The organism is Acidiferrobacter sp., from assembly GCF_054609335.1.
Map to the genome: position 1 here is coordinate 14,566 of NZ_JBTRWP010000009.1, position 20,585 is coordinate 35,150.

The 20,585-nt window shown below is 60.0% G+C and carries 18 protein-coding genes; 2 read left to right on the forward strand and 16 right to left on the reverse strand.

Translation table 11 applies throughout. The annotated features are described in order from the left end of the window. Nucleotides 1-9 precede the first annotated feature (9 nt). Complete coding sequence (locus tag ACYCTF_RS03635; RefSeq protein ID WP_461282783.1) at nt 10-1,290, reverse strand: nucleotide sugar dehydrogenase; 1,281 nt, start codon at nt 1,288-1,290, stop codon at nt 10-12. Between the two features lie 193 nt (nt 1,291-1,483). Here ACYCTF_RS03635 and ACYCTF_RS03640 point away from each other — a divergent pair, with 193 nt between their 5' ends. Both ACYCTF_RS03640 and ACYCTF_RS03645 read left to right on the forward strand, forming a co-directional pair. After that, entirely contained in the window at nt 1,484-2,428 is a 945-nt protein-coding gene (locus ACYCTF_RS03640) for an NAD-dependent epimerase/dehydratase family protein (protein ID WP_461282784.1), read from the forward strand. 506 nt (nt 2,429-2,934) lie between these two features. Further along, a complete protein-coding gene (locus tag ACYCTF_RS03645) occupies nt 2,935-3,303 on the forward strand; it encodes a KGG domain-containing protein (RefSeq protein WP_461282785.1) in 369 nt (122 codons plus the stop codon). A gap of 155 nt (nt 3,304-3,458) precedes the next feature. Here ACYCTF_RS03645 and ACYCTF_RS03650 read toward each other — a convergent pair whose 3' ends face one another. The 15 genes from ACYCTF_RS03650 to ACYCTF_RS03720 form a co-directional block, all read right to left on the reverse strand. After that, a complete protein-coding gene (locus tag ACYCTF_RS03650) occupies nt 3,459-5,174 on the reverse strand; it encodes a DUF4091 domain-containing protein (protein WP_461282786.1) in 1,716 nt (571 codons plus the stop codon). Beyond that, a complete protein-coding gene (locus ACYCTF_RS03655; protein WP_461282787.1) occupies nt 5,171-6,277 on the reverse strand; it encodes a glycosyltransferase in 1,107 nt (368 codons plus the stop codon). Before ACYCTF_RS03655 ends, ACYCTF_RS03650 begins: the two co-directional genes overlap by 4 nt. Nucleotides 6,278-6,295: 18 nt before the next feature. Next, the gene (locus ACYCTF_RS03660) at nt 6,296-7,063 is read right to left on the reverse strand and encodes a polysaccharide deacetylase family protein (RefSeq protein ID WP_461282788.1); all 768 of its coding nucleotides are present in this window, start codon (nt 7,061-7,063) and stop codon (nt 6,296-6,298) included. Continuing rightward, nucleotides 7,060-8,253, reverse strand: coding sequence for a glycosyltransferase family protein (locus ACYCTF_RS03665; protein ID WP_461282789.1), 1,194 nt, complete (start codon nt 8,251-8,253; stop codon nt 7,060-7,062). The genes ACYCTF_RS03660 and ACYCTF_RS03665 overlap by 4 nt, the downstream gene beginning before the upstream one ends. A gap of 17 nt (nt 8,254-8,270) precedes the next feature. Then, nucleotides 8,271-9,395 carry a glycosyltransferase family 2 protein gene (locus tag ACYCTF_RS03670; RefSeq protein ID WP_461282790.1) on the reverse strand — a complete coding sequence of 375 codons (1,125 nt, stop codon included), beginning with the start codon at nt 9,393-9,395 and terminating at the stop codon, nt 8,271-8,273. Continuing rightward, nucleotides 9,392-10,546 carry a glycosyltransferase family 4 protein gene (locus ACYCTF_RS03675; RefSeq protein WP_461282791.1) on the reverse strand — a complete coding sequence of 385 codons (1,155 nt, stop codon included), beginning with the start codon at nt 10,544-10,546 and terminating at the stop codon, nt 9,392-9,394. The genes ACYCTF_RS03670 and ACYCTF_RS03675 overlap by 4 nt, the downstream gene beginning before the upstream one ends. A gap of 1 nt (nt 10,547) precedes the next feature. Next, nucleotides 10,548-11,273 (reverse strand): acyltransferase, encoded by a 726-nt coding sequence (locus ACYCTF_RS03680; protein WP_461282792.1) that lies wholly within the window; start codon nt 11,271-11,273, stop codon nt 10,548-10,550. Next, the gene (locus ACYCTF_RS03685; protein ID WP_461282793.1) at nt 11,248-12,534 is read right to left on the reverse strand and encodes an O-antigen ligase family protein; all 1,287 of its coding nucleotides are present in this window, start codon (nt 12,532-12,534) and stop codon (nt 11,248-11,250) included. Before ACYCTF_RS03685 ends, ACYCTF_RS03680 begins: the two co-directional genes overlap by 26 nt. Before the next feature lie 26 nt (nt 12,535-12,560). Beyond that, nucleotides 12,561-13,925 carry a lipopolysaccharide biosynthesis protein gene (locus ACYCTF_RS03690; RefSeq protein ID WP_461282794.1) on the reverse strand — a complete coding sequence of 455 codons (1,365 nt, stop codon included), beginning with the start codon at nt 13,923-13,925 and terminating at the stop codon, nt 12,561-12,563. A 111-nt stretch (nt 13,926-14,036) separates the two neighbouring features. After that, entirely contained in the window at nt 14,037-14,639 is a 603-nt protein-coding gene (locus ACYCTF_RS03695) for an acyltransferase (protein WP_461282795.1), read from the reverse strand. A gap of 10 nt (nt 14,640-14,649) precedes the next feature. After that, complete coding sequence (gene nadE / locus ACYCTF_RS03700) at nt 14,650-15,618, reverse strand: NAD(+) synthase (RefSeq protein WP_461282831.1); 969 nt, start codon at nt 15,616-15,618, stop codon at nt 14,650-14,652. Between the two features lie 16 nt (nt 15,619-15,634). After that, a complete protein-coding gene (locus ACYCTF_RS03705; protein WP_461282796.1) occupies nt 15,635-15,907 on the reverse strand; it encodes an acyl carrier protein in 273 nt (90 codons plus the stop codon). Beyond that, nucleotides 15,904-17,529: a class I adenylate-forming enzyme family protein gene (locus ACYCTF_RS03710; protein WP_461284559.1), complete on the reverse strand. Its 1,626-nt coding sequence runs from the start codon at nt 17,527-17,529 to the stop codon at nt 15,904-15,906. Before ACYCTF_RS03710 ends, ACYCTF_RS03705 begins: the two co-directional genes overlap by 4 nt. Continuing rightward, on the reverse strand, nt 17,529-19,502 hold the full coding sequence (asnB, locus tag ACYCTF_RS03715) for an asparagine synthase (glutamine-hydrolyzing) (protein ID WP_461282798.1): 1,974 nt from the start codon (nt 19,500-19,502) through the stop codon (nt 17,529-17,531). The genes ACYCTF_RS03710 and asnB overlap by 1 nt, the downstream gene beginning before the upstream one ends. An 11-nt stretch (nt 19,503-19,513) precedes the next feature. Next, complete coding sequence (locus tag ACYCTF_RS03720) at nt 19,514-20,527, reverse strand: ExeA family protein (RefSeq protein ID WP_461284560.1); 1,014 nt, start codon at nt 20,525-20,527, stop codon at nt 19,514-19,516. Nucleotides 20,528-20,585 lie beyond the last annotated feature (58 nt).

Genomic DNA, 20,585 nt, shown 5'->3' on the forward strand with positions numbered 1-20,585 from the left:
CGCGTGTCGTTATAGCCGCCAGACCGTCAAACCGCGAGCCGAAAGCGATTGGACGTCGAACTGCGACTTCACATCGGAAAATACCCCGCCCGGCTTGATCTTAGCCGCCAAGGACTCGGAATCGCGCGCCAGGAAGTCCTTATGCGCCACCGCCACGACCATGGCGTCGGCCACCGGCAGGTCCTCCCATGGCGAGAGCGTGATCCCGTACTCTTCCCGGGCCTCCTCCTGCTCCGGCACTGGATCGTGCACGAAGACTTCGACGCCATAGGACCGCAACTCGTTTATGACGTCTATGACACGCGAATTGCGCAAATCCGGGCAGTTCTCCTTGAAGGTGAGCCCCAGCACATTGACGCGCGCGCCCTTCACGGCGCTGCCCGCGCGTATCATCTGCTTGATGGTCTCCTCGGCCACATATTTGCCCATGCCGTCGTTGATGCGCCGCCCCGCGAGGATGACCTGCGGGTGGTAGCCGACCTTATCGGCCTTGTGGGTCAGATAGTAGGGATCGACACCGATACAATGGCCACCCACGAGCCCTGGTCGGAAAGGCAGGAAATTCCACTTGGTGCCGGCGGCCGCCAAGACCTCCCCGGTATCGAGATCAAGCTTATGGAACAAGATCGACAGCTCGTTCATGAGTGCGATATTGAGGTCCCGTTGCGTATTTTCGATCACCTTGGCCGCCTCGGCCACCTTGATCGACGAGGCCCGGTAGACGCCCGCCTCGATGATCGATCCATACAGGCCCGCCACCTTCTCCAAGGTCTCGGCGTCGTCGCCTGCGACAATCTTCGTGATGCGCGTAAGCGTATGCTCGCGGTCGCCCGGATTGATCCGTTCAGGCGAGTAGCCAACATGAAAATCGCGCCGAAAGCTGAGCCCGGAGCGCTGCTCGAGGATTGGGACGCAGATCTCCTCCGTGGCGCCCGGATAGACCGTGGACTCGTACACAACCACCGCCCCCTTCTTCAGGTGATCACCCACCGTGCGGCTTGAGCGCACGAGCGGTCCGAAGTCAGGCTGATGCGCGGCGTCGATCGGCGTCGGCACTGCAACCACGATAAAATCGGCCTCCGCCAAAGCGCTCGGGTCGGTGGTCACCGACAGATGGCACGCCTCACGCAGTTCGTCGCTTGTCACCTCACCTGTCGGATCGCAATAATGTCGATAACTGTCGACCTTCCTCTCATCGAGATCAAAGCCTATCGTCCGACGCTTTTTTCCGAAGGCCACCGCCAGGGGCAAACCGACATAGCCCAAGCCCACCACTGCCACTGTGCTCATAGAACGTCCCTGTTCATCCATGAAATCTCCCTACGAATTACCCAAAATAACGAACGCTTCAGGCCGCCACGCTACTGGCCACGGGCCTCGACGGCAATAAGCCGAAAGCTGGATAGCGTGCTAAACCATGCACCCCCACCATAAGCGCCGTCTTTCTGAAATTTCGGGCCGTACGGCCCAAAAAGGTGTAGTCATGAAGGTCTTGATAACAGGGGGCGCGGGATTCATAGGTTCCCACCTCGCCGACCGCCTCGTCGTAGACGGGCACACGGTCACGCTTTTCGACAATCTCTCCTCTGGCAAGCGAGAAAACCTTCGGGGGCCTGCGTCCGCCGCGCACCTACTCGTCGCCGACGTTCGCGACGGGGAGGCGCTAGCACGCGCAGCGCGCGGCATGGATGCCATCGTGCATCTCGCCGCGGTGGCGTCGGTGCAGGCAAGCATGCATGACCCTCTTGGGACCCACGCCACCAATCTTGGCGGGACTTTGAATTGTCTGATGGCCGCGGCATCCTGCCAGGTCGCCCGCGTGCTTTATGCCAGTTCCGCCGCCATATACGGCGACGAGGCGCCGGCGCCGGTCTCCGAGACCGCGACCCCTGTGCCGCTTTCCCCCTACGCCGCCGACAAACTCGCCGGCGAGCATTACCTCTCGTATTTCGCCCGCACCCGGAACCTGAACGCCACCGTCTTTCGTTTCTTCAACATCTACGGCCCAAGGCAGGATGCGAGTTCGCCATATTCTGGGGTCATTAGCCTCTTTGCCGACCGACTGGCAACAGGCGCCCCCTTCGTGGTCTATGGCGACGGGTGCCAGACGCGCGACTTCGTTTATATCGATGACTTGATCGAAACCCTCGTACGCGCCCTGGGATGCCAGGACCTCTCCTGCGCCGTCATAAACGTCGGCACCGGCATCGAACAAGACTTACTCGCGCTCATCGACGCGTTCGAGAGCCTGGCTGGGCGCCGCATCGTCCGGGAATTCCGCCCAGACCGACCCGGCGACATACGCCGCTCCTGCGCCGATGTCGCGCGCCTGCGCACCCTACTGGGCCTTGTACCCGCCACCCCCTTACGCACGGGCCTTGGACACCTCCTAGGCTACCGCGCCCCGCTCGGGCGCTGCGGGACCTGATCCACCGCAGCCGCCTCGCCTGGGCGGCCGCCCTGCCCTGGCGGCTCGGATCCACCATCCCGTTTCCCTCTGACCTCTGGACCCCGAGCCTATCGCAGGCCAGTGCCGGGGCTCCGACCTTCGTCCGATGCTGAGTTCGGTCTATTTATCAAATAATGACGCATCCGCTCGTCCTCCTCCCTGAGCGGCGCCTTAAACCTATTAAGGCTTTTACGACCTCCGGCTTCCTCCCCCCCTTAGTCCGGAGGTTTTTTTTGCCCCGAGATCGTCCAAAACCCGACCATACCTCTGCCATGGGCTCGTTATTTTGACATTCTTCGTTCTATTCGTGTCCGTAGTAGTATTCCCCAACCATTACTTTGTGGTTTTTTCCAGCATCTTACACAATATCGGGCCTTTGTCCGATGACGGCCTAAAGCGCATCTCCTAGACTGCCTCCATCGTTATTCGCCTCCCGCAGGGGGTCCATTTCGTGTATCAATTCAGACGACAAGGAGACAGATTTCATGCCGAACGAGCGAAAAAGTAAGCGGGGCTTCGCGGCAATGGACGCCGGCAAGCAACGCGAGATTGCCAGCAAGGGCGGCAAAGCGGCGCACGAGAAGGGGACCGCTCACGAGTTCACGCCCGAGGAGGCGCGCGAGGCGGGACGCAAAGGCGGCGAGGCGGTGAGCCAGAATCGCGAGCATATGGCCGCGATAGGACGCAAAGGCGGCGAGAGCTCCCATGGTGGATGGGAGACGCGGGCGCGTCAGGGCGGCGAAGAGTACTCGGAAGGCCACAAGGCCGAACCGCAAGTAAAGCGCGGTGAGGACGAGACCGGCGAGGCGCCGACCACGCACCATGGTGGATCCAAGGGCAATAAATCCTCGTAAGGCGAAGGCGCGGCCGACTGGGCCGCGCGGCCCTTTCGTATTTCTCCCCCGCCCGCCAAACCCCTTCATCCTTACCATAGACCGCTTGCCCCGACACGGGCTACGACAAGCTTTGGCGCGTGTTGCACACAAAGCTTCCGGCGCTATTGGGCCGCTCAGTGAACGGGCTTCTCATGCAGCCCCCGCACAATCATCGTGGCGAGCTTCCATTTGAGAGCACGCAAGACCGCCGGTCGCTTGGTCCAGCTGTGTGTAGAACGGATGGCGTGGCCTATGACCTGCAAAACCGCACCCCGCCCATAGAGGTGTGATGCCATGTGCAGATATTCGTAGTCCTGATAGCCTGCGCGGATCATCATAAGACGGATGCTTTGGATGGGGATGTCGCGCTTGCCACCTATGACCGACGGACGACCCGGGTAAAAGAGCGTCCCATCACCGTTTCCCCCGAAATGGTATTGATCCGTCCATGGGTCTTTATGACCCATGCTAAACCCTATGTCTGTGTCGTAATATAGCTCGCCTTTCATATCATACTTCCATGTCAGCCACGGCATGATGCGATTGTAGATCGCGGGTTGGTCTATCATGTAGCTCGGCCAGCCGAGACTGCTCCTCCGGCCCACGATCCAGCAGCCGTGACTCATGCACGACTGATACCACCAAAGCTTCAGGTGATACTTGTGCGCATAACGACCAAGCATCTCGCGCTTATCCACGTCGTTTAGACCTTCCACGTCGTTTATAACGGGGCAGAGTATCCCGAAATTCTTGCCATCGAGCTTATCGATGCTCGCGCTCGTTACCATCGGTAAAACCGCGTTCGTCGCACGGCGTATGACGGCCGCGCGGCGATTGGCCAGCGCAAACTGCTTACGCGAGTGTGGCTCATCCAAGCCAAGGGCATAAAGCCCTACATGCCAATGCTCGCGCCGGAAATGCCGCGCCCATGCGCGGAAATACGCAATCTGCTCGCGACGCGGCATTTTGTGATAGAAGACATGCGTAAGCCACCGAACGTCCGTCTCGCGCCACCGCGCGCCGTGGGCAGCTTTGCAACCGGTCATGAACTGCCCCACCTCTTCGTCGTACTCGTGCCAATTGACGGAGAGATGACCATGCTTCCAGTGCATCGGTGCCGGTATTCCGGATCCGCCGCCCAAGGCGATCCGGTCCTTAAGCGCGGCGGTATTGAATAGTTGCGTGAGATGCATCAGTTGTGCGTTCGTAAGCGCCCCGTAACGCCCACGAAATACGAGCGACAGTGGCGCCCCGTCGAACCCGAAGCTCGATGGTAGCGAGGATGTTGCGGGGATGGCGAAAGGCAAAACGCGCAACCGTACGCGCAGCACACGCACCTCATTACGTCCATGGGTGCGGACCGTCACAGCGACAGTCCCGCTATAGCGCCCGGACCCTGCCGTACGCGGTACATAGATATCGATCCAAAAACTTTGCGTGAATCGTCCTGGAACCCTCCACGGTAGCGCGTTGCGTCGTTCATGGTAGTAGTTGTCGACGGTCGGAATGAGGGCGTCCGGCCATAAGCCTACAGGCGCGACGACATTGGTCGGGTGCGTCGTCTTTATGAAGGCCTCGCGATAGACCGTCATCTGCCAGCGGCCGATGACCGATTGCCGATCCTCAAGCGCGCTTGGCACGATACGCAACACCTTGATGGGGTGATCGGCCCTCACGGATATCTGCATGGCTGCGTATTCCCCGTGCGCGGCAAACAGGCGGATGGCCGAGCGCGGAACTGCATGCGCCTCCGGGCGAATCTTGTGGGTGCTATGACTCAACCAAACGGCCAGATGCGCTTGCGCCATGGCCGTCCAGAACAAACAGCCTGCCAGGACTACCCTCCTCATCCTATCTTCCTCCGTACCCGCATGCCGAGCTCCACGGCATAGGACCGACTGGTGCCGGCGATCGTATACTGGAGTCGCACAATCTCGCGCGCTGCCTCCCCAAGACGGCGTCGGCGAGCGCCGTCAGCGGCCAAAGCGGCCAGGGCCTCGGCCAGGGCCAGCGGATCGCCAGGGGGGACCAACACCCCGGTCCGCCCGTCCTCGATGATTTCGGGGATGGCGGTTATGCGCGTCGCCACCACCGGCAACGCGGTCGCCATGGCCTCGAGCACCGCGATGGGCAAGCCCTCGTGCCGGGAGCTCAAAACATAGATGTCAAGATCGCGCAGGAATGCCGGCACATTGCTGCATGACCCGCGGAACGCGAGAACGTCGCGCAAGCCCAAAGCCTGGGCCCGCTCCTTGAGGCCCTCGGCAAGCGGGCCGTCGCCCGCGATTTCGGCGAAGAAGCGCACGTTCTTTTCTTTGAGAATGGCAAGCGCCGAAAGCAGTGTTGGGTAATCCTTTTCGCCGACAAGCCTGCCTACCGCGCCTATACGCACGACCGGACATACCTCGGGGCGCGGCGTACCTGGCTTATAGCGCTCGATATCCACACCGTTATAAATGGTCATTAGCCGATCCTTCGGCACGCCGAGCGTCGTGAAAAAGTCCGCGAGATTGCGCGACACGCACGTAAACCGCGTCACGAGCCGACTGACGATAGGCAGCGCGCGCTGCATCCATCGCGTCCGGGCGATCGCATAAGCGGAATGTTCGGTATAAACAATATTGAAGCATCCCGCCACATAGGCGGGGAGCAGGACGTTCACGAGCGACCCCAGATGGTGCACATGAATGGCGCGGGGCCGCACGCGCAGGAAATACCGGGTCGTGCGCATCCAGCGACCGAGGAGTCCATGGCCGCCGATATCCAAGAGATCGTAGGGGATCCCAGCCTCGTCAAAGGAGCTTGTCAAGGCGCCGGACCGTTCGTAGAGACAGCAGATGCGCGCCTTGATACCGCTCGTCTGCCACTCCCTACACAGATTGAAGGCCAGCATCTCCGATCCGCCCACGAGCGGCGCATAGATGACCTCGACTACCAGGTCTTGTCGCTTCATACTTTTGCTCGTCCCTGTTTAAGCGCGTAACCGCAAGAGGCCTTCGCGCACTGCTGGATAAACGGGTCCGAGAGCGTTCTTGGCGACGCCTAGGGCCTGCCAGCGCAACGCCCTCATGCCTCTTGCGTAGGCCTGCTGCGCGAGCCGTACCGCACTTTCTGCCGGATCACGGCCTGACACCGCGAATCGACCCTGTACCGCCACCCCATCGCTCTCGTAACGCCGGACCGTGGGCTCCGAGGTCAGAAGTAAAGACAGGCCGGCCTGGGCCGCCGCCCTGCGCACCGCCCGGCTACAATAACCACCAGGCACCGAACCGCAATGCACCGACTGCCCGAGCAAGTCCGAGAGGCGCTCGCGGCTATCCCGCCATTCACGCACGATATGGGCATAGGGCAGCGCCTGAAGGCGATGGGGATGGGTCACCGTGTGCGTTCCTACCGTGTGACCCTGCCCGACCAGCATCCGCAGCCCCGAGACCGACACAAACCCCCGCATGCCAAGCACGCCCGTCACCACGAAAAAGTGGGCCTTCCACCCACGCGCGGCGAGTACCTCGGCCACCACTTCGGTAGCGGATGCCCCGCCGTCGTCGAACGTGAGCGCAAAGGGCGCACCAGGATCGAGCGCCGGGCCCTTGCCCGGAAACGCCGCAGCAAGCCCCGCGATCTGTTCCCGAAACTGGGCAAGCGTCACCTTATAAACCTCGGCACCGACTCCGCAGAATCCCGACCTCTGGGCCTTGGACGCGTCGATCACATCGTGATGCATGAAAACCACGGTCATACGGGTGTCCTTTGGCGATGATCTACAGCGCCGTCTAGGGTGGGAGTGGCGGAATACGGCTTAGCCAACAGATGGTCGCAAAGGGCAAGAAAATCGCGGGCACGAACCTTCCAGGAGTGCGACGCCGCATAGGCCGCCCGTCGACCCTTGTCCGCGGGATCGAATGGATGGCGAGCCAGCACCTCGCCCAAAACAGCCAAGTATTCCTCGTGGTTGCGTGCCCAGCGCACATATTCACTATGCGCCAAGAGCTCCGGAAGATAGACCGACACGACCTCCTGACCCAGGGCCAGATATTCCAGCAGCTTCAGGGGGTTCACGCAGGCCACGTGGGCATCGTTGCGGTAGGCCACGAGGCCCACGTCGAAGACCTGTATGACGGAGGGTAGATCGGCATAGGGGATAGGCCCCAGGGCATGCACATTAGGGAGGCGCTTTAAGGGCGTGATATCCACCTCCTCCTTGCCGGCAAGGACCAGCGAGGCCCACGGGAAGGTGCGCGCGATCTTCTCGAGCAACTCGATGTCGACGCGCCCGCCGATAATGCCCTGAAACCCTATGACTGGACGCGGCAAGGCCGCGAGCGCGGCTTGCGGCTGCGCGCGTTTTCGGAAATGCGCGACGTCGACACCCTGGGGCAGGTAGACAGGTATCTTGCCGCGCCATGTCTTGCTCTCCACAAGTGTGCGCGCCGTCACCACGGTGGCATCCGCGCGCGAGAGCATCAATGGCTCACACACCTCGATCAGACGCCTATCTGAATCCTGCATGCGTGCGTATTCATCCATACAGAAATAGATGGTGGCATCGGGCCGCAGACTGTTGGCGAGCGCCACCGCCGCTGGGTTGGTGGCCACCAATATGACCTTGTGGCCCGCAAAACGCGCAAGCAGTGGCTTTAACTGGCGCGCGATGAGCCAGCCATTGACCGACCGAACGGGCGCGTACTTGTGGTAAGGGACAGCCCGCGGATGGATCACGAGCGGCCCATCGCTTGCGGGCCGGCTGGTCGATCGAATCGACGCCATCGCCTTATGCACGGCACGCACGAGATCCTGGCGCGACAGGCGCGGGGCGCGCTGAGCTATGCTATTGATCCAAATCACCGAGTGCTCCCGCACCACGACGTCCATGATGTGGGAAAGACTACAGGGGTGCCGGCCCCAGTCCGGACCCGCGGCTATAAACAAACACCGCTCCCGATCTGTCACTTGACCTTCTCCCACTGCACCGACATGCGGCCGGCGAGATAATGGTAGGAACCGGCGATGGCCGCCCAGTTCAATACACAGAAAGTATACGGGATATTGAGCCAAGGCCGCTCGGAGCGCCGCACGAACACCGCCGTCAGCGCAAGTCCATAAAAGAGGCCTTGGGCGGCAAACACGATGGCGCGCAAAAGCGCGGGCAGAGCAGCCGTGGTCAAGAGCATGGTGGCGAGCGCATAAGGCACGAGCAGCCGGAACACCTTGTGCGACCAAAACTGCCACGCAACCGGGCTCCCTGGCAACAAAAGGCGCCAGTAGCGTCCTATGGCCTGGTAGTTCCCGGCAAGGGTGCGACGCTTACGCACGAACTCCTGCCGGCTTTGCTGTGTCGCCCTCTCGAAGGCCAAGGCGCTGCGTTCGTAGCCTACCCGATAGCCCTGCTTTATGATCTCGAGCGGAATCGCAAGATCGTCCAGAATGGTGTCGGTCGGCATGGGGCGAAACAGAGCGCGACGCATAGCATAAACGGGTCCCGTCACCCCCACCACCGAGCCCACTATGGCCTCGAGGGCGCGGATAGCCTTCTCATAGCGCCAATAGGCTCCCAGGCTGCGGCTAAATCCCGTATCCATGGCCACAAGCCCAAGCTCCCCGGAGACCGCGCCCATGGACGGATCCGCAAAGCGCGCCACAAGACGTGCAACGGTCTCTTCCTCGAACTGTTCACCAGCGTCGGTCATGATGACTATGGGCTCTGACACGAGACTCATGGCGTAATTGACGGTCGCCATCTTGCCCGACCGCTTGGTTTTTCCAATTACCGTGAGACGGGGATCCGACACCGACTTGGCGGCGGCGAGCGTTCCGTCCGCCGAACCATCGGACACAACGAGAACACGCAGAAGATCGCGGGGGTAGCGCGAGGCGAGCACCATGCGCAACTTGTCGGCAATGACGGATTCTTCGTTATATGCCGGGATCACGACCGCCACATTGGGGAGGGAGCTGCCCCATAAATAGGTTGTCGGGGGGCGCTTGAGTCTCGCCCACACCCATAATAATGATGGGTAACCCGCGTACGTATAGATCGTGAATCCCAGAGCGGTCCAAAAGACTACACTCATACCGCCTCCAAAACACGATAATAAAGGCTCTCGAATCGTTCAGCGCGTCGCTCGGGCGAGAAGCGCGGATAGAGCGCCTCATAAGCCTTGCGCCCCATACGCGCCGCCTTCTCCGGATCCCGCATAAAGGCTGCGATCGCCCGGGCCAGAGCTATCGGGTCCCGGGGCCGAACCAGCAAACCGGATACCCCGTTCACGAGCATCTCCGGCACCGCCCCCACCGCAGTCGACACAATCGGCAGCCGCCACTGCATGGCCTCCAATATGACATTGGGCATGCCCTCTCGATGCGACGGCAACACCAACATATCGATATTGGCGTAGATCTCGTCCGTACGGGGCATATGCCCGAGAAACCGCACGTGCGCGCCTATCCCCTCTATCTGCGCCTTCTCCTGCAAAAGATCGCGATCCGGGCCATCTCCGATCATGACCAGCGTAAAAAGCGCGCCCTGCCTTAAGAGCTTGCCCGCAGCCTCTATAAGCTGCGCCTGACCCTTTTCATGACTCAGCCTGCCTACGCAGCCAATCACCCATCCCTTCGCCTGCCATTTCTGCCGCAGAGTCCGCCGCGGGACAAGCGCCTCTTGGGAAGGTCTCTCGACTGCGTTCTCGATGATCGTAAGTTTGCCCCTATAACGCGGCCGAACCCTCCGCTCGGCGAGCTCCCGCGAAACCGAGACAATGGCGTCTGCATGTTTGGTCAGCCCTCGATCCAGGCGATGATAAAACCGCACTTTGAGATTCTCCTCGGTGGTGCCATGCAGGAAGGCAATCCATGGCCGCCCGGCAAGCCGTTTTATCGCAAGCCCGAACACCGCCTCCTTGTAACCGTGGGTCTGGATGATGGTCCCTGGCGGATCAACGAGTTTGCGCAACTCGTTCATTGGCCCAAGATCCCAATGATGCCGCTGCCGCAAAACGTTGACGCTGATTCCACGTTCCCGTGCCGCCAGTACAAACGGGGACTCCGGCTCTTTGCGATCAGCGAATGTACACAACACCACATCGAAACGACCGCGCCTGCGCAACTCCGGGATGACCTGCAAAAGCCCTTTCGCAGGCCCCCCCACGATGCGCGTCGATATCAGCACGACAATACGCGGCACGGTAGCTATCCGCGGATAACGCGCAAGTATCGGCACGCTCATGTCAGACTCGCCCTGATCGCGCCTGCCGCGAGCGGCCGGGCAAGCCTGCGAGCACGCGCGCGGGGTTGCCGCCCACCACGCTGTTGGGCGGAACGTTCTCCACCACCACCGAACCCGCCGCGACAATCGCGTTTTTCCCGATCGTCACACCTTTTAGAATGATGGAACCCATGCAAATCCACGCCCCATCCTCGATGACTATAGGCCGACTGCTCGCGGCCTCGGCAGGCAATCCCGCCGCCCTCGCGACCGGATCCCGGGGGTGGCCATCGTAGGCAAATAAAGACACCCTATTTGCGATAAGCACATCCGAACCTATGATGATGTCCGCGCCGGCCGAGGCGGAAAAATACGATCCGCAATGACTCCTGTCGCCTATGACGAGACGCGGGTGATCGAACACCTTGGCGCCGACCAAAGTGGAGGTCCCATGCATAACGACATCGTCGCCGATCTCGACAGACAGGCCACCCCAAATCGACGGCACGCCGTCAAATAGACACAGACCTCGACCACACGAGCGGCATTGCCGGCGGAACAAAGGCTCATCGTACAGTTTCCGCTTGAGCCAGCCTCCGATATGCCGCCGCGCTATCCGCTCCTTCGCCAATAGCGCGTAGACAAACGGGATCTCGGGCATATTCAGCCGCTGGATACCCTTGTAGCCGCGATACAAGGCGTCCGCCACGCGCCCTTCGCGCCTACGCACTCGGTTGAGATAGGACATTGCCTTTCCTTATTATCATCGCGTAGCTGTACACACGGTCGGCGGATATGATAGCCGCCATCTGGATATACAAGATCACCGCATAGGCCTCGGACAGGAACGCGGCGGTCACGAAATACCCAAACAGCCCCAACACCAGAGAAAGCCCGACGCGTGCCATCTCCTCTGTCTCGGAATTCTTACGAAGCCTATTGGCGGTTTGCATGCCACGTTTCAGCAAAATCAAGAACACTACGCCACCTAATATCCCGAGCTCGGCCGTCACTTCGAGAAGCGCGTTGTGGGCGTCCATCCAACGCTCCCCGATCACATCCTCGACCAGGTGTCCCTCGGCGATGGGGAAGTTGCGCATGCCGACCCCCAGGGGGTGGTCCTTGACAATCTTGAGACCACGCTTCCAAATCGCTATGCGTCCCGTGCGCGCCGTCAGGTTGTAGTCCTTCTTGATGTGTATAAGCGTACTGATCGCGTGGTGGACCTTGGGCGGGCCGAACTCGTAAGCACCCACGAGCAGCGATAACGCGATCACCGCCGATCCCACAACGGCCAGGCCCGCGCGCCGCCCGAACCGCAAGAACATATAGAGCATGAGAACCGCCGAGACACCCAAATAGCTTCCGCGCGAGACGCTCATGAATATGCCAACAATCAGCATGATGCCTGCGGCCCACTTTAAAATCTTGCCTATACCAGTGGTTGGCAGACCCAAGAGCATCCCGAACGCAATCACCGAGGTCATAGCGATCTCATTCTTTCCGAGATGCACGATAGTGATATTCTGGTCGCCGTAATGCAGCAAGATCGCGTCTAATATCAAGGTATTGATGATGACCGTCCACATTAAGCGGCGCACATCCCGGGCGGTCCTCGTGGTCACGATCAGCAGGATCACGAGAACCATGTCCTTCAGATAATTGCCAAACAGGAAGCGCGCGCTGCCGCCTGGCCACACGGCTATGGGAATGGTCAAGAGGGCGATGGTAAAGAGCCCCAGGTATGACCGCATAACCGGGTGACTCAGCACACCCTCCTTCCAGCCACCACCCTCAAAAAGCAGGGCCAGTACCGAAAGCCCGATCAGGACTTTGCCGATCTCGTAATGTCCGAGATACGGCAGATTCCCGATTTTTGCCAAAAATACGAACATCGAGGCCAGCGTGAGCCGATTGGCCAGCGGCGTCTCTATAACGCGGCCTGCATCCCAGGCACGCGACGGGCCGCCCGGTCCGGATTTCGTTCGCGCCATCTGCGGCATCAGCATTGTCTGTCCCTCCTTATCAATTCACTCTAGATCCGGCGCATAGCCGGGCGCCACGAACGGGGTGCGGACCAGATCCGTAGCGCCGTTCCAAGCCCCAGGTATGCGATCCCCATAAACCATGGGGCAACCGGGAAAAACGCAAGCGCTACGAGATAAGCCCCGCCCGCGCGCACCAACAGATGAAAGGGCGGTACTTCGACGCCCTGGCGTTTCATGTCGAACCTCTGGACCACAGCGAGCACAGTCCAACGCAGGACCACGGCCCACGCGACACCAATCAGGCCAAAACTGCGAGCCAAAAAGAACACAGGCACGGCGTAGGCCACGAGTGCGACTACTTGGGCGCGAAAATTGCTCATGGCGGAATCCCGAGCGAGAGCGACACTCGATTGCACAAGCTCTATGGCCTTAACCAGGATGACAGCGGTCAAGACAGCAAACACGGGAAAGGCCCCGTTGTAATTACGGTTCAGCACCAGCGGCATGACCCACGGCAGGATGGCGGCCGCGGCAAGCCCCATCAGCGGAAGCACGGCCAAATTGATGCGCACGATCTCCGGCGCCTTGGCGTGGCCCTTGCTATCACCGGCCTGGGAAAAATGCGACAGCAATACCCGCGACAGCATGTGGACGGGCTTATTCAGAAGATTGAATAAGGTAAGCGCCAACACATAGACGCCCAACGCCCGCAAGCCCACGACATGGCGTATGACAAGCCTATCGGCGAGCTCACCCATGGCAAAAACGGACGAACCCAAAAACACCGGGAGCGCGGTACCCCAAAATGCCCGCCGCCAAGCGCCCGGCCAGCGTAGCCGCGGCATCCCCCGCATAAGCATGTAGCCCACCATCACGAAAGCCGTCGTGTAGGCCCCCAAGACCTGACCTGCAATGGGACCCCAATAGCCATGGTCCGTCGTAAGCAAGGCAAATATCCAGGCGGAGGTTGCGAGCGATGCGAACATGAGCAACGCCGCCTCGCGCCGCCTCCATAGGCGGGCGCGAGCGGCGCTCAAGCCGACATTAAAGATTTGATAGGCGGGAAGGGCAAACAGGGCTGCGGCCAGGACCGTGAATGACAAGAGATAGGCCACAGCCGCCGCCGCGTACAGCAATACGGATATTCCGAGCAGACGCAAGGAGATAAACGCCAGAAACTCGCCATCATCCACCGTGCCGCTTGCAACCCATCTCACGGTCGCAGGCGCGAATCCGAAGCTCGAGGCGTAGGCCCCAAAGAGAAAGTAGGCCTGAAAAAGGCCGTACACCCCGAGATCCGCGCGGGAGATATCGCGGCTAATGAGGATCGTCACCCCAAAGGTCACGATCGAAGCCGCGACACTCGCCCCGTACAAGGTGCCAGCGTAACGAATGATCTCTCGAAGAGTCACGCAATCCTCGCTTCCGTGCGACGGCTTGCCACCCACTCGTGACCCTTAAGGCATCCCGCCCGTCTACTATCCATAACTTTCTCCGCCCATCCGTGGGCTCAAACAGCTGATTTAGCCCGCCGCAGCCTCAGGCTTATCGGCGTAGCGCAGAAACCGTGCCGGGTTTCCTACGGCCGTCGAGTCGTCCGGCATGGGCTTGGTCACGACACTCCCGGCTGATACGATGCATCGACGACCGATGTCCGCCATGACGAGCGAACCTTCACCAAGCCAAGACCCCTCACCCACCCGGACCGGCTCCAACCTAAGCGCATTTCCACGGAAATCGCGCCCCCACCTACCCCCGCCATGCTGATACTTGCCACTTAGCACCGACACCCGACTTGCCACCATGACCCCATCCTCGAGGCGCGCGGTTCCGACAATACTAAAACTACCTATGCCGACCCCCTTTCCGACCTCGGCCTCCGGATGCGAAAAAAATGACCCGAACCCGACCGCAAGATCGTAATGACACCGTCTCAGCGTACGCATGTAAAAAGACGCGCGCAGAAACTGTCCGATCCGTCCTGGCCAAAGGCTTAAGAGCTTCGCTGAGACATCAAAAAACCGCTCGGACCCGAATCCCCGATAGGCCACGATCGCCGGGATCCAAAAGGGCCATGTGAAGAGGTGGGCCACCCACACAATCACGGCCTTCACCTGGTATCGCATAGTGTCCTCGCTACCCCTTGATGAGGACCGGGGCTTCATGTAAGTAACGGGTCGTTCGGCGCTTGGCTGCGATATCGGCATAGATGCGCTTGGCTGACAACTCATCAGTCCCAAGGGCTGCGGCGAGCTCGGCCGCGGTACGGCCTGCATCGAGATAAGCGAGAGCTACGTCTAGCTCTGCGTAAGGAAGGGCGAAGTAAAAATCTTCCTGTTCCTGAGGCAGGCTATACGTGTCACTCGTTGGCGCCGATTCGATGATCTCGTGCGGCAAACCCATGTGGCGCGCGAGCCCATAGACCTGGGTCTTATACAAATGGGCTATCGGCTTGATATCGGCCGCACCATCGCCATTTTTGACGAAGAAACCCTGGTCGTACTCCAGTTTGTTGGGGGTCCCGACGACGACATAGTTGAGGCGGTCGGCATGAAAATACTCCACGTTTTTGCGGGTCCTTTGCTTGAAATTGGTGGCCGCCACGATCTCCAGATATTCCTTGAGACCCAGGCGCTTTTCGACGCGCTGGCCGCTTGGTCCCGCGGCAATAAGGTAGAAGTGGTTAAACTGGCCAGACAACCCTCCCGCAATCACAAGCTTATTGCGCCATCCCTGTCCGTATTCCGGGACGACTGAACGGATCGCGGCGTCACGCCGCTCATAACAACCGAGCGCCTCCAGGGCTCCGCTGATATCCTTTCTTTCGTAGGGCACGCCCAGCATCTCCACCACCTGCATGGCGAGACGCTCCGAATCCCCAGACGACTCCCGCTCGGGCAGCAGCAAGGCGATCACCCGCTGCGCCCCCAAGGCCCGCACCGCAAGCGCACAGCACACCGCGCTATCGACGCCCCCTGACACAGCCACTACCGCGCCGCGACGGCGAAACCCGACTACGGCCTCCTTGAACTGCCGCGAAATATCCTCTATCGCCCGATCGTAGTCGATGGCGAGCAACGATGTACCGGTGAGATCTTTTGCCAATTCCACTGTGCCGCTCCTACGCAGTCATCGACGAGGCCAGCGCAAAGGTCTTGCGGGCGACAAATCGATCGATGGCGTCGAGGCTATCCAGGTTATCTGGCACCATCTCCGCATCATCGACCCGTATCCCGTAGCTTTCCTCGAGAAACGCTATGAGCTCTATCACCCCAGTGGAGTCAATTATCCCGAGATCCAGGAACGACGCATCGTCGGTTATGGCCGAATCCTTTAGGCCCATCAGAAAATTCTCGGAGATATACTCCTTGACGTGATCCCTTACGCTTTTCATCGAATGTACTCCCGCTCTTCCTTAAGGGGTTGCTTTAGGCCTGCCATGTTGTTCGTCGCTTTATCTAGTCTTTCGCGGGCCAGCGAGGCAAGACCCGCCTTTCGTATCTTCCCCGTGTCCGTCTTGGGCAACGCCGGCACGATATGAACGACTCTCGGAACCATGTAACTCTCTAGGTGTTCGTTGCAATACCGCACGACATCTCGATCCGTGATCGCGGCTTTGGCATCAACGACGACGAATGCGTGCACAGCCTGGCCTAGGACTTCATCATCCACGCCAATGACCGCCGCCTCCATAACCGCAGGCATGCCATACAGAACGTTCTCGATCTCCTTCGGGCTTACCTTCTCGCCACGGCTTTTTATGATGTCATCCGAGCGCCCGACAAAATACAGATAGCCATCCTCATCCATGCGGAATATATCCCCTGAGTACAGGACCATCTCCCCTGGGTAAAGGCCCGGCTTCAGACATTGCGCGGTTTCCTCGGGCCGTCGCCAGTAGCCGCGCATAACGTGGCTACCGCGCACCACAAGCTCACCAACCGAACCGGGAGGCAGCCTGCGCCCTTCGGGATCGACGAGGTACACCTCTTCGTTGGGCATGCCGCGACCGACGCTTGTGGGCCGTCGCTCCAACTCCTCCGGTGGCAGATAGCTCACGCGCTTACATTCGGTCAGACCGTACATCGAGAATATTCGCGCCTGTGGGAACCGCGCTTTCAATCGCTCTATGTGCCTAGGTGGAAGGCTCGCGGCGGTGTTGGTTATGATCCGGATAGGCGAACAGTCATACGCATCGAGAATGCCCTCGTGGCCCAACAATATCGAGAAGGCAGTGGGGACCGCCGGAAACACCGTCACGCGCTCCTCCGCGACCACCTTCACAACCGCCGCCGGGAAGGCGAACGATCGCTCGAGGACCACGCAGGCCCCTACGGTTAACCCCATAAGGACCTGATAGAGACCGTAGTCAAAGGCCAATGGCAGGCAACAGAGAATGCGGTCGGAGGCGATGAGGCCAAGGTAAGCCAATACCGAACGCGCGGCGCTTACCATATTCAAGTGCGTAAGCATCACCCCCTTGGGTGAGCCCGTGGAACCCGACGTGTAGATGATGGCGGCAAGGTCCTGATCAATGATGGGTACCGCTGGGCAGACGGCGGATGCCGTCGCCAAAGCCCACGCCATCGCCCCCCACTGCCGATCACGATCGTCGGCGCCATTGACGATGACCACAGACGGCGTATAAGCCTGCAGGGCCATGCCATACGCCGACCGAAGATGATGGTCGCTTATAAAGGCCTTGGCCTGCGCATCCTCAAGAATGAAGGCAAGCTTTTCGGACTTAGTGAGCGGATTCACCGGCACCATAGCCGCCCCGGCCTTCAAGGCCGCATAGATTGCGATCACGGCCGCGCAGGAGTTGTCCATGAACAAAACGACGCGGTCGCCCCGAACCACGCCCCGCGCGATCAAGGTCGCCGCCAGCGCGTCGCTGCGCTCGTCGATATCCCGATAACTGAGCCGCTCGCCTGCGCACACCAAGGCCTCGGCGTCTGGGTGCTCGGCAGCCCCCTTCAAGAACGCATCCTGCAAAAGCATTCCCACGCCCCTCATCAACCCGCCACGACCTTGGGCAGAACACCCGTCGCACAATGCTCAGACCCATCGCGCTCCACAAATTGTTCATGGAGCAACATGGTCGAATAGATTCCGACGAATGCCATATTGTCTGCAAATCCTATTGCCCTGCCACGACGGCACTTATCAAACAGCTTACCAGCAGCCTCAACATCAAAATATCCGACTTCTAGCAGTCGCCTTTTTTCAAATGCCCGCGCCACACCTTCGTCAGGCACACCGCGATGGAAGAAGCTTGCGCTGTCCGGGGCCCTATAGGGCTGCTTTGGCCTATCACACACAGCGTCCGGGATGCGCCCGCGACCCAAGCGCTTCAGAATGTATTTCTCCTTGAGACCCATAAGCTTGTAGCGCGCCGGCAGGTCGTTCGCGTACTCGATCACCTTGTTGTCCAGGAAGGGGACGCGCGTCTCTACACTATTGGCAAGAGCCACCCGGTCGCCCTGCGAACTCAAGAGATAGCCCGACAAGAGCGTGTGCGCCTCAACATACTGGTCAACGCACAACTTGTCCCAGGACTCATGACGGGTCGGTAAACGCGGCCCGCCTTCAGACTTGTAGTCAAAGCCCACCTCGACGCGAAGGTCGGGGTGCAGGAATTGCAGGGCCCGCTGGGTCGTCTGCCAACGCGGCCAATGCCCGAAGCCCGGATGTTCCGCGGATTCGAGATCCTGCCCAAAGAACTTTTCAGCGTAAGCTTGGGATGCTGCGGGGTTCGCATTCAAATAAGGATAGAGACGTCCAAGGAGCGCGGGACGCATGCGTGAAGCGGGATGACGCGCCCAGAAGCGACGCACGCGGGCCTCGCGAAAGATGTCGTAGCCGGCGAGCACCTCGTCTGCCCCCTCGCCCGTCAAGATGACCTTGATCCCCGCCTCGCGCACCCGCTGCGACAACAACATCATCGGCACGGGTGCCGTTCGCAGGATGGGACTTTCCGCATGCCACACGGCGCGGGCGAATGCCTGGCCGATATCCGCCGTACTTACCGTGATCTCGGTATGCCGTGTGCCGAAGTGAGACGCCACCGCCTTCTGGTAGGCGCCCTCATCAAACTCCTGATCGGCAAAGCGCAAAGAAAAGGTAGGCAGGGGCCCATCCAGGATGCCCGCCATATAGGACACGATCATGGCCGAATCGATCCCGCCGCTTATATAGGCGCCTACAGGCACGTCGGACCGCACTTGGCGCGTCACCGCCGCTCGCAGAGCGTCATCCAACCCGCCAAGGCATTCCCCAAAATCCCGTGAATCACGGTTTCCGCGATCCGGAAACTCCCAATCCCAGTACTGCCGATGCGTCTGGCGGCCGTCCTCGGCGAAGGTGACGATAGATCCAGGAGCCACGCTCTCAATACCCGCAAAGACAGTGCCGGGCGCAGGCGCGCCCCAATATGTGAAAACCCGCGCAACCCCGCGCCAATCCAAATTCCGCGGGATTTCCGGGCAGGAAAAAAGGGCCTTCACCTCGGACCCGAAATAGACCCGGTCACGCCCTTTGTGGAAAAAGAGCGGGCGTATCCCCACCCGATCTCGCGCCAGCACCAACTTCCTCCGCCTTACGTCCCACAAAGCGATCGCAAACTGGCCATTCAGGTGGCGCGCAAAATTCTCACCGTACTCCTCGTAGAGGTGCACGATGACCTCGGTATCGCTTTGCGTGGAAAACGCGTGCCCGCGCTTTTTGAGAAACCTCCTAAGCTCGATATAGTTAAATATCTCTCCATTGAAAGTCACCCACACGCTGCGATCCTCGTTTGCCAAAGGCTGAGTACCCCCGGCCAGATCGATAATGCTGAGCCGTGCATGCCCCAAGCAGCAGAAACCATCCACATAACATCCCCGCCCGTCCGGTCCGCGGTGGTGAATGCGCGCCACCATCGCATCGACCTCCCGCGCCGCCGGCGGCTTGCCTCCTAAAAAGGACACTATTCCCGCGATTCCGCACATAGATCGTCCCCCTAGGCGTCGTGGTTAGTCTGAAGCTTTCCGATCTCTGCGCTTATTTGCTGCAAAAACTGCGCAATTTGGCTTTGACTTACGCGCACGGATATGCGGTTGCGCGCCTGAAGAACCGTCACCATGCTCTTCAACAGAGATTCGATCCCGTCTAACCGCGGTTCCATGGCGGCCACCGCGCGCGCCAGATCCCCGATATCGCGATGGCTTACCGACTCCACCTCGCCGAATGGCGATGGCGATGGTCGCAGGCTCTGACGCGACCGCGCATTGAAGGGCTTCCACTGCAGCTCCAAAATCGCCGACTTAACTGTCTCTTCGCTCACGCATTGACTATCGTCGGCGAAGGAGCAGGTGAGTGCCGTGTCACACAAGGTGTTTATAAGTCGCGGTATACCACCTGTGTACTCATAGATGGGCGGTATGGCATCACGCGCGAAAAGCGCCTCGGGATCAGCCGCGCCTGCCACGCGCAATCTGTGATAGATGTAGTCGGCCGATTCCGCCTCGGTGAGCGCGGCAATATGGAATCGCAGGCGTACCCTTTGGGTCAATTGCTCAAGCCCCGGCGCATCCAACGTTTCGTTGAGCTCGGGTTGGCCCACCAGGATGACATGCAGGATCTTCTGTTTCTCCGTCTCGAGACCCGAGAGCATCCGAATCTCCTCTAATACCCGCCGATTCAGGTTCTGGGCCTCATCCACTATGAGAATGAGTTGCTTTCGCTTAAGAAAGCTCTCGACCAGGAAGGACGACAGCATATCCATGAGCTCGACTTTGCCGGCATTGAAGGGGTTCAGGCCAAACTCCACGAGCACCGCCTGAAGGAATTGTGTCTCGTCCAGCTGGGTTTGGAATATCTTCGCCACCAACACGCTATCGTCGAACTCCGACAGGAGCTTGCGTATAAGCGTCGTCTTACCGGCCCCTACTTCGCCCGTTATGATGACGAATCCATCGCGGTTACGAATGCTGTAATCCATATAAGCTTTGGCCCGCGAGTGCGCCGCGCTCATGTACAGGAAATCCGAATCCGGCGTGATCTGGAACGGATGCTCTTTCAGGTGAAAATGG